Source organism: Lentzea xinjiangensis (genome assembly GCF_900110955.1).
GTDB classification, from domain to species: Bacteria; Actinomycetota; Actinomycetes; order Mycobacteriales; family Pseudonocardiaceae; genus Lentzea; species Lentzea xinjiangensis.
On sequence record NZ_FOFR01000001.1, the window covers coordinates 670,548 to 682,852 of the forward strand.

Sequence of the window (12,305 nt, forward strand, 5' to 3'; positions counted from 1 at the left end):
TTCGCAGCGGAGATCGGCGACACCGCCGAGGTCCTCGCGGACGACCCGATCTGGCTGATCCTGGTCAAGGTCGTCGGGATCTTCGCGTTCCTCGTGGTCATGACCCTGTTCATGATCAACTGGGAGCGCAAGGTCGTCGCGCGGATGCAGCACCGCCCCGGCCCCAACCGGGTCGGCCCGAACGGCTGGCTCCAGTCGCTCGCGGACGGTCTGAAGCTCGCGTTCAAGGAGGACATCCGCCCGGTCCTCGCGGACAAGTGGGTGTTCTTCCTCGCCCCGGTGATCTCCTGCATCCCCGCGTTCCTCGCGTTCTCGGTGATCCCGCTCGCGGGCGAGGTCAGCATGTTCGGTGAACGCACCGCGTTGCAGCTCGTCGACCTCCCGGTCGGCGTCCTGGTGGTGCTGGCCTGCTCCTCGCTCGGCGTCTACGGCATCGTGCTGTCCGGCTGGGCCTCCGGCTCGCCGTACCCGCTGCTCGGCGCCCTGCGCTCGGCCGCGCAGGTGATCTCCTACGAGATCGCGATGGGCCTGTCGATCGTCGCGGTGATCATGTTCACCGGCTCGATGTCGACCGGTGACATCGTCGGCGCCCAGGCGAGCACCGTGCTCGGCGTGCTGCCCGGCTGGTTCGGCATCCTGCTGTTCCCCAGCTTCGTGATCTACGTGGTGTCGATGGTCGGCGAGACCAACCGCGCGCCGTTCGACCTCCCCGAGGCCGAGTCGGAGCTGGTCGGTGGCTTCCACACCGAGTACAGCTCACTGAAGTTCGCGCTGTTCTTCCTCGCCGAGTACGTCAACATGGTCACCGTCTCGGCGCTCGCCACGACGCTCTTCCTCGGCGGCTACCACGCCCCGTGGAGCGGCGAGTTCATGAACACCGGCTGGTGGGGCCTGCTCTGGTTCATCATCAAGACGCTGGCGTTCCTCTTCCTCTTCATCTGGCTGCGCGGCACGCTTCCCCGCCTGCGCTACGACCAGTTCATGAAGCTGGGCTGGAAGGTGCTGGTCCCGACCAGCCTCGTCTGGATCATGGCCGTCGCGGTCATCCGCACCGGCGCGATCCAGCAGCTCTCCACGGCGCAGCGGCTCATCGCACTCGGCGTGATCGTCGGCCTCGTGCTGCTGGTCTCGTTCCTGCTGCCGGACAAGAAGGTCCAGGACACCAAGGGCGTTCCGCTCGCGGGTTCCGGCTTCCCGGTGCCGCCGCTCGACCTCGCCGTCCCCAAGTCGGCGCCCAAGCGCAAGGTCAAGGTCGCCAATCTCCCCAAGGAGACGGCAGCCGTCACCACCGGTAAGGAGGCTGAGTAGGGATGTTCGAGTCCCTGAAAGGCTTCGGAGTCACCTTCGGCACCATGTTCAAGAAGGTGGTGACGGAGGAGTACCCCGAGGTCAAGAAGGTGACCGCGCCGCGGTTCCACGGCCGTCACCAGCTGAACCGGCACCCGGACGGGCTGGAGAAGTGCGTCGGCTGCGAGCTGTGCGCGTGGGCCTGCCCCGCGGACGCGATCTTCGTCGAGGGCGGTGACAACACCGAGGACGAGCGCTACTCGCCCGGTGAGCGCTACGGCAAGGACTACCAGATCAACTACCTGCGGTGCATCGGCTGCGGCCTGTGCATCGAGGCGTGCCCGACCCGGTCGCTCACCATGACGAACGAGTACGAGCTCGCCGACGACAACCGCCAGGACCTCATCTTCACCAAGGAGGACCTGCTGGCGCCGCTGCTGCCGGGCATGGAGCAGCCGCCGCACCCGATGCGGCTGGGCGACAACGAGAACGACTACTACGTGAACGGGCCCCAGCTCGCGAAGGTGGCCCAAGAGGGACAGGGGACGCAGCGGTGAGCCTCCTGACGTTCCTGGCCCAGCAGCCGGAGCCGGTCCAGCGCGCGGTCGACACCGTCACCACGGGTGAGGCGATCTCGTTCTGGGTGCTCGGCCCGCTCGCGCTGGCCGGCGCGCTCGGCATGCTCTTCGCGCGCAACGCCGTGCACTCCGCGCTGTGGCTCGTGGTGACGATGCTCAGCCTCGGTGTGCTGTACATGGTCCAGCAGGCGCCGTTCCTCGGCTTCGTGCAGATCATCGTCTACACCGGCGCGATCATGATGCTGTTCCTCTTCGTGCTGATGATGGTCGGCCGGGACAGCTCGGACTCCGTCGTCGAGGTCATCCGCGGGCAGCGGCTCGCGGCCGCGCTGCTCGGCATCGGGTTCGCCGTCCTGATGGTCGGCTCCGTCGCCCGCGCGCTCACCTCGGTGCAGCCGGCGGGCCTCGCCGAGGCGAACACCACGAACGGCGGCAACGTCGGCAACATCGGCCAGAAGCTCTTCACGGACTACCTGTTCCCGTTCGAGCTGACCTCGGCGCTGCTGATCGTCGCCGCCCTCGGCGCGATGATCCTGGCCTTCGTCGGCCGCGACGGGAAGCCCGCCAAGAAGACGCAGCGGGAACTGGTCGAGGAGCGCTTCCAGGCCGGTGGCCGGGTCGGGTCCATCCCCGGTCCCGGTGTCTTCGCCACCGCGAACTCGGTGGCCACCCCCGCACTGCTGCCCGACGGCAGCGTGGCGGAGGAGTCGCTGTTCGACGTCATCGAGGCGACCGACAAGTCCAGGCTCTCGGACGACGTCGCCGAGGTCGCCGGCACCGCGCACGAGCCGGACGCGCACGCGCTCAAGGGAAGTGAGTCGTGACTCCCACGTACTACCTGCTGCTGTCGGCACTGCTGTTCAGCATCGGCGCCATCGGCGTGCTGGTGCGCCGCAACGCCATCGTGGTGTTCATGTGCGTCGAGCTCATGCTCAACGCGGTCAACCTGAGCCTCGTGACGTTCGCGCGGATCAACGGCTCGCTCGACGGTCAGGTGATGGCGTTCTTCGTGATGGTCGTCGCCGCGGCGGAGGTCGTCGTCGGCCTCGCGATCATCATGTCCATCTTCCGGACGCGTCGCTCGGCCTCGGTCGACGACTCGAACCTGCTGAAGTACTGAGGGGTCACCGGTGACGGAACCTGTTGCCGCCAGCGGGATCGCTTCTCTCGCCTGGCTTTTGTTGGCGCTGCCCGCGTTCGGCGCGGCGGTGCTGCTGGTCGGTGGCAAGCGCACCGACAAGTGGGGTCACCTGCTCGGCTGCGCCACGATCCTCGGCGCGTTCGGCTACGGACTCGCGCTGTTCTTCTCGACGCTCGGCCTGTCGCCGGAGGAGCGGGTGCAGAACGTGCACCTGTTCAACTGGATCGACGTCAACGCGCTGACCGTCGAGTTCGGCCTGCGGCTCGACCCGCTGTCGCTCACGTTCGTGCTGCTGATCACCGGTGTGGGCTCGCTGATCCACATCTACTCGATCGGCTACATGGCGCACGAGGCCGGCCGGCGGAAGTTCTTCGCCTACCTGAACCTCTTCGTGTCCGCGATGCTCCTGCTGGTGCTGGGCAACGGTTTCGTGACCCTGTACTTCGGCTGGGAGGGCGTCGGTCTCGCCTCGTACCTGCTGATCGGCTGGTACCAGCACAAGCCGGAAGCGGCGTCGGCGGCCAAGAAGGCCTTCCTGATGAACCGCGTCGGCGACCTCGGCCTGGCCATCGCGATCTTCCTGATGTTCAACCGCCTCGGGTCCACGCAGTACACCGAGGTCTTCAGCCGGGTGGGCGAGTTCTCCTCGGCCGAGGTCCTCGCGATCACGCTCCTGCTGCTGCTCGGCGCCTGCGGCAAGTCCGGTCAGTTCCCGCTGCAGGCCTGGTTGCCCGACGCGATGGCCGGTCCGACCCCGGTGTCGGCGCTCATCCACGCGGCGACGATGGTCACCGCGGGCGTGTACCTGATCGCCCGCTCGAACCCGCTCTACAACCTGAGCGCGGACGGCCGCCTGGTCGTGATGATCATCGGTGGCGTCACGCTGCTGATCGGCTGCATCATCGGTTGCGCCTACGACGACTTCAAGAAGGTCCTGGCGTACTCGACCGTGTCGCAGATCGGCTACATGATCCTCGCGGTGGGCCTCGGCCCGATCGGCTACGCGCTGGGCATCATGCACCTGCTGACGCACGGCTTCTTCAAGGCGGGGCTCTTCCTCGGCGCCGGTTCGGTCATGCACGGCATGAACGACGAGGGCAACATCCGGCGGATGGGCGGGCTCTACAAGTTCCTGCCGATCACGTTCGTCACCTGGACGCTCGGCTACCTCGCGCTGATCGGCATCCCGCCGTTCGCGGGCTACTTCTCGAAGGACGCCATCATCGCGGCGGCGTTCGGCGCGGAGGGCTGGCGCGGGTACGTCTTCGGCGGTGTCGCACTGCTCGGTGCCGCGCTGACCGCGTTCTACATGACGCGCCTGCTGATCCTCGTCTTCCTGGGCAAGCCCCGCTGGGAGGAGCTGAAGTCCGAGGACGGGCGCGACTACCACCCGCACGAGTCCCCGCTGTCGATGACCATCCCGATGATCATCCTGGCGGTCGGCTCGGTGGCCGGTGGCTGGTTCCTCTCCTCCGGCGGGCGCCTGGCCGGCTGGCTCGAGCCCTCGCTCGGCGAGCTGCAGGAGTCGCACGGCGTGCTCTCGCACGGCGTGGTCGGGATCCTGACCGTCGCGCTCTCGCTCCTCGGCGCCGGTCTCGCGTTCCTGCTCTTCGGCCGTCGCGCACAGCCGGTCGAACGGCCGGAGCGGGTGTCGTTCCCGGTGCGCGCGGCCCGTGCGGACCTCTACGGCAACGCTCTGAACGAGGCTCTCTTCGCGCGGCCGGGCACCTGGCTCACCCGCGCGCTGGTGTTCCTCGACCTCAAGGGCGTCGACGGTGTGGTCAACGGCACCGCGGCGCTGCTCGGCGGTAGCTCCGGCCGGTTGCGCAGGCTGCAGACCGGGTTCGTCCGCTCCTACGCACTGTCCATGCTGCTGGGCTCGATCTTCGTGCTCGGAGCGCTCCTGGTGGTGAGGTTCTCGTGACCTGGGTTCTGATCGCACTGCTGGTCGTGCCGCTGGTCGGCGCGCTGGTGGTGGCGTTCCTGCGCAAGGACGACAGGAAGGCCAAGCTCGTCGCACTGGCCTTCTCGCTCGTCGAGCTCGTGCTCGCCGGTCTCCTGTGGTTCGCCTACGACCCGGACGGCGACCGCCTCCAGCTCGCCGCGGGCGTGGACTGGATCCCGGCGTTCGGCGTGCGGCTGCAGTTCGGCATCGACGGCATCGCGCTGGTGATGATCGCGGTGATCGCGCTGCTGATCCCGCTGGTGATCGGCGCCGGCTGGACGGAGAAGCTGCCCGCCGGCCGGTCGCAGGGCGGCTACCTCGCGCTGATCCTGGTGCAGGAGGCCGTCACGGTCGCGGTGTTCGCCGCCACCGACGTCTTCCTGTTCTACGTGCTGTTCGAGGTCATGCTGATCCCGATGTACTTCCTGATCGGCGGCTACGGCGGCGCGCGCAGGCAGTACGCGGCGGTCAAGTTCTTCCTGTACTCGTTCCTCGGCGGCCTGATCATGCTGGCCTCCGCGATCGGCGCCTACGCGATGGCGTCGGACGAGCTGGGCAAGGGCACGTTCGACTGGGCGACCCTGGTCACCGTGGTCCGCGACGCCGACCCGACGACCCAGACCTGGCTGTTCCTGGGCTTCTTCCTCGCGTTCGCGATCAAGGCGCCGCTGGTGCCGTTCCACACCTGGCTGCCGGACGCGGCCGCCGAGGCGCCCATCGGCGTCACGGTGATCGTCGTCGGCATCCTGGACAAGGTCGGCACGTTCGGCATGCTGCGCTACCTGCTGCCGATGTTCCCGGAGGCCTCGAAGAACCTGGCGCCGTACATCCTGGTGCTGGCGGTGGCGGGTGTCCTCTACGGATCGCTGCTCGCCACGGGCCAGCGGGACATGAAGCGGTTCCTCGCGTACGTCTCGATCGCGCACTTCGGCTTCATCGCGCTCGGCATCTTCGCGTTCACGTCGCAGGCGGGCGTGGGCTCGGTGTCGTACATGCTCAACCACTCGATCTCGACCGGCATGCTGATCCTGGTGATCGGCATGGTGATCGCGCGCGGTGGTTCGTCGCAGATCTCCGACTACGGCGGCATGTCGAAGGTGGCGCCGCTGCTCGCGGGCATGCTGCTGCTGTCCGGTCTGACCACGCTGTCGCTGCCGGGCACGAACTCGTTCGTCTCCGAGTTCCTGGTGCTGATCGGCTCGTTCCCGACGCAGCCGGTCTACACCGTCCTCGCGACGATCGGCATGGTGCTCGCGGCGCTCTACGTGCTGTGGCTCTACCAGCGGATGATGACCGGCCCGCTGCGCGGCGACGCCCTCGTGGGCGCCGCCGCTGGTCCGGGCGCCGTCGGCGACCCGGAGCGCAAGACGGCCATCGGCGACCTGAACAAGCGCGAGATCGCCGTTCTGGCGCCGCTCGTCGTCATCGTGCTGGCACTCGGGTTCTACCCGCAGCCGGTGCTCGACGTCATCACCCCGACTGTCGGGGCGACGCTGACCGAGGTCGGCGTGACCGACCCGGTCTCCGTGCAGGAAGGCAAGTGACGTGAACCTCCTCGTCGCCCAGGCGCAGCAGATCGAGGCGCCGGAGATCCACTACGGCGCCATCGCGCCGGTGCTCGTCGTGCTCGGCGCGGCGTGCGTCAGCGTGTTGCTGGAAGCGTTGCTGCCCAAGCACCAGCGGTGGGCGGTGCAGCTCGTGCTGTCGCTCGTGACGCTGGTCGGGGCCACCGGCGCGTTGATCCTCTACGCGACCTCCGACCGTCCCGAGCAGGGCGTGGCGACGCTGGCGGGGGCGATCGCGGTCGACTCGCCGTCGCTCTTCCTGTGGGCCACGCTGCTGGTGCTGGCGTTCGGGTCGATCCTGCTGATCGCCGACCGCTCGGTGGAGCCCGGTGGCGCGTTCGTGGCCCAGGCCGCGATCCGCCCCGGCACCGTCCAGGACCGCGCGCAGGCGACGAAGACCGGCATGCAGACCGAGGTCTTCCCGCTCACGCTGTTCGCGCTCGGCGGCATGATGACGTTCGTCGCGTCGAACGACCTGCTGACGATGTTCATCGCGCTGGAAGTCCTGTCGTTGCCGCTGTACCTGCTGTGCGGCCTGGCTCGCCGCCGTCGCCTGCTCTCGCAGGAAGCGGCCGTGAAGTACTTCCTGCTCGGCGCGTTCGCCTCCGCGTTCTTCCTCTACGGCGTGGCCCTGCTGTACGGCTACGCGGGTTCGGTGAAGCTCTCGGCCATCGCGACCGCCGCCGGCGGCACGGACCGCTCGGACACGCTGCTGTTCGCGGGCTTCGGCCTGCTGGTGGTCGGCTTGCTCTTCAAGGCGGCCGTGGGTCCGTTCCACGCCTGGACCCCGGACGTGTACCAGGGCGCACCGACGCCGGTGACGGCGTTCATGGCCGCGTGCACCAAGGTCGCCGCGTTCGGCGGCATCCTGCGCGTGCTCACGGTGGCGTTCGAGAACACCCAGTGGGAGTGGCGCGGCGTGCTCTACGGCGTCGCGGTCGTGTCGATGGTGATCGGTGCCATCCTGGGGCTCACCCAGACCGACGTGAAGCGCATGATCGCGTACTCCTCGGTGGCACACGCGGGCTTCCTGCTGATCGGCTCGATCGCCCTGACGCCGGACGGCGAAGGCGTGAGCGCGACCATGTTCTACCTGCTGGTGTACGGCTTCACGACGATCGCCGCGTTCGGCATCATCTCGCTGGTCCGCAACTCGGACGGCGAGGCGACGCACCTGTCGCAGTGGGCGGGCCTCGCGAAGCGGTCGCCGATCGTGGCGGCCGTGTTCACGTTCCTGCTGCTGGCGCTGGCGGGCATTCCGATGACGTCCGGCTTCATCGGCAAGTTCGTCGTGTTCAGCGCGGCGATCGACGCCGGCCTGGCGCCGCTCGTGGTGATCGCCCTGGTGGCCTCGGCCGTCGCGGCGTTCTTCTACCTGCGGGTGATCGTGCTGATGTACTTCAGCGACCCGGCTCCGGACGGCCCGACCGTCACGGTGCCGGGGGCGTTCACCACGATCGCGATCACGCTGGGCGCGGTCGTGACGCTGGTGCTCGGCCTGTGGCCCACGTTCGTGCTCGATTGGGCGGGTACCGGCACCTTCCTCAGCTAGGTGTACGTAGTCTGCTGGTGTGACCAGTAGCGAGCATGAGGGACCGGGGTTCGCGTTGGTGGACCCCGTGCTCACCGAGGTAGTCCAGGACGGCCTGGCCGAGGTGGAGCGCAATCTGCACGACGTGGTGCAGAACGAGTTCCACCCGGTCACGGAAACCTCGCTTCACCTTGTGGAGGCGGGCGGAAAGCGGATCCGCCCGCTCTTCACACTGCTCGCATCGCAGTTCGGCGCCGAGTGGGACCGGGAGAAGGTCATCAAGGCGGCCACTGTGGTCGAGCTCACCCACCTCGCGACGCTCTACCACGACGACGTCATGGACGAGGCGACCATGCGGCGCGGCGCGGTGTCCGCGAACGTCAAGTGGGACAACAGCATCGCCATCCTGACGGGCGACTTCCTGTTCGCCCACGCGTCACGGCTCACCGCGGACCTGGGGACGGACGCGGCGCGGATCATCGCGGAGACCTTCTCGATCCTGGTGACCGGGCAGATGCGCGAGACGGTCGGCCCGCAGCCGGGCGAGGACCCGATCGCGCACTACCTGCGGGTGATCGGGGAGAAGACCGGTGTGCTGATCGCCACCGCGGCGCGGTTCGGCGGCATGTTCTCCGACGCGACCGAGGAGCAGACCGACGCGCTGCGCCGGTACGCCGAGGTGATCGGGGCGGCGTTCCAGATCTCCGACGACGTCATCGACATCGCGTCGCCTTCGGTGCAGTCCGGCAAGACGCCGGGCACCGACCTGCGCGAGGGCGTGAAGACGCTGCCGATGCTCTACGCGCTCGCGGACCCGGCGGAGACGCGGCTCGCCGAGCTGCTGGCGGGCCCGATCACCGACGACGAGCTGGTGGACGAGGCGCTGGCGCTGCTGCGGAAGTCCTCCGGCATGGACAAGGCGCGCGAGATCCTCGACGAGTACGCGGACCGGGCCCGTGCGGAGCTGGACAAGCTGCCGCCGTGCGCCGCGCGCGACGCCCTGGATGACCTGGCCACCTACGTGGTGGCCCGCTCTCACTAACCGCTTCTTCTGCCACGCGGGGGCCCCGCGTTTCCCTCAGGGGAACGCGGGGCCCCCGCGTGGCGGCGAGTGGAAGGGCGCAGCGCGTCGAAGGTGAAGATCGCCAGGGCGAGCCAGACCAGGGCGAAGCCGATCCACCTGCTGGCTGGCATCGGTTCGTGGGCGACGAACACGCCCCAGACGAACTGCAGGATCGGCGCGAGGTACTGCAACATGCCCATCGTGGTCAGCGGGATCCGCTGCGCGCCCGCGCCGAACAGCAGCAACGGGATCACGGTGACGATGCCGGTGCTGAGGATCATCAGCGTGTGGCCGGTGCCTTCGGTCGTGAAGGTGTTCGCGCTGCCGAGCGCCAGCAGGTAGACGAGGGCGATCGGCGCGATGACCGCGCTTTCCGCGGCGAGGCTGGAGACGGCGTCGAGCGGCACCTTCTTCTTCAGCAGCCCGTAGACGCCGAACGAACAGGCCAGGAGCAGCGAGATCACCGGCATCCGGCCGTAGTCGACGGTGAGCACGATCACAGCGATGACGACCACACCGATCGCGATGACCTGACTGAGACGCAATCGTTCCTTGAGAAAGATCATGCCGAGTGCCACGCTCACCAACGGCGTGATGAAGTAGCCGAGCGCCGCCTCGACGATGTGCCGGCTGTTGACGGCGTAGATGTACGTGCCCCAGTTCGCCGTGATCAGGACGGCTGCCGCGGTGACGATGAGCCAGCCCCTTCCGGACAGCTCGACGAAAGGACGCCACCTCCTGAGCACCGCGACGGCGATGGCGAGCAGGACGAACGACCAGACGACCCGGTGCGCGAGCACCTCGAGCGGCTGGGCGGGTACGAGGAGTGGCCAGTACGCCGGGAACAGGCCCCAAAGGACGTAGGCGGCTGTGCCGTAGGTGATTCCTCGCCCCTGGGTGTGAACTTCTGGCGAAGTGAGGGCCGAGGTTGTCAGAGGTGGCACAAAATCCCACTCTACGCTGGGCTTTCTTGTGGTTTGTTGCGCCGAACGGCGTAGTGACGGAGCATCATCCAAGGCACTGTAGTTTGGCCGTGCTCACCCTTCCGAGTGAGTGGGGTCGGAGTGTGGTCGTAGAAGGGGCTTACCCGTGAACATCTTCGGGCAGGTCTGGCTGTGGAGCCTGCTTTCCTTCGTCGCGGGAGCGCTGCTCACCTGGGTGGTGATGGTTCGTCCCGCGCGCAAGCAGGCAGCCGACCTCGAAGATCAACTTCGCGACGCGCGCCGAGCGGCACCGCCGGTCGCGGCCGCGCCCGCCGCCGACGAGTTCGTGGTCGACGAGTGGGCCGACGCGCCGCCGCGTTCGCTGAGCGACGAGGTGCTGGCGCCCGCGCCGCCTCCTCCCGCTCCGGCGCCCGCGCCGTACGCGGAGCCGCCCGCCTACCGCGGTGAGCCCGTGCCCGCCCCGGTGCCCGCGCCCGTGGTGGAGGACCCGGTCGACGTCGACGAGGTCGAGGAGCCCTCCGCGCCGGTCCGCCAGTACCTGCAGCCGGACGAGGCCCAGCGCCGGTTCGAGGAGCAGCTGGCCGGGCAGAGGACCTTCACCGAGGACGACGACGACCGCCCGCGTTCCCTCTTCGAGCGCCTCGCGCCCGAGAACGAGGCGCCCGCCGAGACGCCGGCCGAGATGACGGCGGTCCTGCCGCGGTCGGGTCCGCAGGCCGCCGACTACGACGACGAGCCCGAGCTCCCGGCCGAGCAGACGTCGTACGTCCCGACCGTCGAGCCGGTCGCCGAGCCCGCCCCGCCGGTCGAGAAGCCGACCGCGGGACCGGAGGTCCACGAGCCGGCCGACGACTTCATCTACCAGCCGCGCGAGGTCTGGGCGGAGGAGGAGCAGGAGTCGTTCCTCGACGAGGCCGCCGAGACCGAGGACGAGCCCGCCGGCACCCGCTCCGAGCAGACGACGTACATCGCGGTCGACGAGGGCACCTGGCCCGACAACGACCTGACCGGCGAGTTCCCCGGCCTGCGCGACGAGATCTCCGGCCAGCTCGACGGCTTCACCGAGCCGGAGGCCTCCGCCGAGCAGACGGGCCTGATCGAGCCGGTCGACCTGGACGCGCCGCACGTGCGCAACGGCGTCTTCGAGACGACGCTGGCCGAGGAGCGGGCGTTCACGGAGCCGGAGCCCGCACGTGAGGAGCCCGCACGCGACGAGCCGGTCTACGAGGAGCCCGCACGCGACGAGCCGGCTCATGAGGAGCCTGCTCGTGAGGAACCGGCCTACGAGCGGCCTGCTCGTGAGGAACCGGCCTACGAGCGGCCTGCTCGTGAGGAACCGGCCTACGAGGAGCCCGCTCGTGAGGAACCGGCTCACGAGGAGCCCGTGCTCGCGGAGTTCGTCGAGCCCCGGCCCTCGTTCTCCCAGCCGTTCACGGCCCCCGGAGCCCCGCCGCCAGCGCCGTTCTCGGCGTTCTCCCCGCGCACCGAGGCGGAGGAGGTCCCGGAACGCACCCCGCGCGCCGTGGGCGCCGCGTTCTCCCACGGCACCGAAACCCCGGCCCCGGCGCCGGCCCCCGTGGCCGACCGCCCGCGCTCGCTGTTCGAACCCCTCCTGGACGCCGACGAGCCGCTCCCGCCGACGGGTCAGACCCGCACGCTCCCGGACACGCGCGACGACCAGCCGTTCGTGCCGAAGTTCGTGCCGAGCGACGAGCCCCTGCTCGCCGCCCCGCCGGAGCCAGAGCCGGAACCGGTCGTCGAAAGCGACCTGCCGCAGCGCGTGACCGAGGCAGGCCTGCCGATCCGCGAGGCCCGCCGCACCACCGTGCAACGCCAGCAGAGCTTCCCGGCCTTCCAGGCCTTCGAGTCCCCGAAGCAGGAGACGCCGCCGCCGCCCGCCGCCCTGCCGGCCCGCCCCCGCCCGGTCGGCTACTCGCCGTCCACCGGCGGCCGCCCGAACGGTGCACCCGGCTCGTCGGCGCGCTTCCAGCAGCCGGAGGGCTTCAACCCGCGCTCGCCGTTCGGCCCCGGTTCGGTCCTGCCGAAGTCGGACGGCCTCGCCCCGGCCCCGGACTTCGCGGTGAAGGCGACGCTGACCGGCCGCCGCTACTACAACGAGGGGTCCGCGAACTTCGCGGAAACCCGCGCCGACGTGTGGTTCCGCACCGAGGCGGACGCGGAGAAGGCCGGGTTCCGCCCCGCGCCCTGACCTGCCCAGGAGACTGACCTACCCAGGAGACCGCGAAAGGCC

10 protein-coding genes are annotated in these 12,305 nt (G+C 69.2%); 9 read left to right on the forward strand and 1 reads right to left on the reverse strand.

Annotated elements, in window-relative coordinates; all coding sequences use genetic code 11:
- Positions 1-12: 12 nt before the first annotated feature.
- The 8 genes from nuoH to BMW88_RS03445 are packed head-to-tail and all read left to right on the forward strand — an operon-like array spanning position 13 to position 9,089.
- Positions 13-1,308, forward strand: a complete 1,296-nt coding sequence (gene nuoH, locus BMW88_RS03410) for an NADH-quinone oxidoreductase subunit NuoH (protein ID WP_089949455.1) — start codon at positions 13-15, stop codon at positions 1,306-1,308.
- Positions 1,309-1,310: 2 nt separating this feature from the next.
- Positions 1,311-1,844, forward strand: coding sequence for an NADH-quinone oxidoreductase subunit NuoI (nuoI, locus tag BMW88_RS03415; protein WP_089948952.1), 534 nt, complete (start codon positions 1,311-1,313; stop codon positions 1,842-1,844).
- Positions 1,841-2,689, forward strand: a complete 849-nt coding sequence (locus tag BMW88_RS03420) for an NADH-quinone oxidoreductase subunit J (protein WP_425434596.1) — start codon at positions 1,841-1,843, stop codon at positions 2,687-2,689. The genes nuoI and BMW88_RS03420 overlap by 4 nt, the downstream gene beginning before the upstream one ends.
- Positions 2,686-2,985: an NADH-quinone oxidoreductase subunit NuoK gene (gene nuoK / locus BMW88_RS03425; protein ID WP_089948954.1), complete on the forward strand. Its 300-nt coding sequence runs from the start codon at positions 2,686-2,688 to the stop codon at positions 2,983-2,985. Before BMW88_RS03420 ends, nuoK begins: the two co-directional genes overlap by 4 nt.
- A gap of 10 nt (positions 2,986-2,995) precedes the next feature.
- Complete coding sequence (nuoL, locus tag BMW88_RS03430; RefSeq protein WP_425434598.1) at positions 2,996-4,930, forward strand: NADH-quinone oxidoreductase subunit L; 1,935 nt, start codon at positions 2,996-2,998, stop codon at positions 4,928-4,930.
- The gene (locus BMW88_RS03435; protein WP_089948956.1) at positions 4,927-6,495 is read left to right on the forward strand and encodes an NADH-quinone oxidoreductase subunit M; all 1,569 of its coding nucleotides are present in this window, start codon (positions 4,927-4,929) and stop codon (positions 6,493-6,495) included. Before nuoL ends, BMW88_RS03435 begins: the two co-directional genes overlap by 4 nt.
- A 1-nt stretch (position 6,496) precedes the next feature.
- Positions 6,497-8,068: an NADH-quinone oxidoreductase subunit NuoN gene (gene nuoN, locus BMW88_RS03440; protein WP_089948958.1), complete on the forward strand. Its 1,572-nt coding sequence runs from the start codon at positions 6,497-6,499 to the stop codon at positions 8,066-8,068.
- 55 nt (positions 8,069-8,123) lie between these two features.
- Entirely contained in the window at positions 8,124-9,089 is a 966-nt protein-coding gene (locus tag BMW88_RS03445) for a polyprenyl synthetase family protein (protein WP_245777578.1), read from the forward strand.
- On the opposite strand, the gene rarD is transcribed toward BMW88_RS03445, so the two are convergent.
- Positions 9,086-10,126, reverse strand: coding sequence for an EamA family transporter RarD (rarD, locus tag BMW88_RS03450; protein ID WP_245777534.1), 1,041 nt, complete (start codon positions 10,124-10,126; stop codon positions 9,086-9,088). The two genes, BMW88_RS03445 and rarD, sit on opposite strands and share 4 nt — an antisense overlap.
- A gap of 73 nt (positions 10,127-10,199) precedes the next feature.
- Between rarD and BMW88_RS42635 the strand changes: the two genes are divergently transcribed.
- On the forward strand, positions 10,200-12,263 hold the full coding sequence (locus tag BMW88_RS42635) for a sunset domain-containing protein (protein ID WP_089948963.1): 2,064 nt from the start codon (positions 10,200-10,202) through the stop codon (positions 12,261-12,263).
- Positions 12,264-12,305: the final 42 nt, after the last annotated feature.

Excerpts from the sequence above, each read along its gene's own strand:
- nuoI (WP_089948952.1), top strand. The coding sequence starts at position 1,311 with ATGTTCGAGTCCCTGAAAGGCTTCGGAGTCACCTTCGGCACCATGTTC.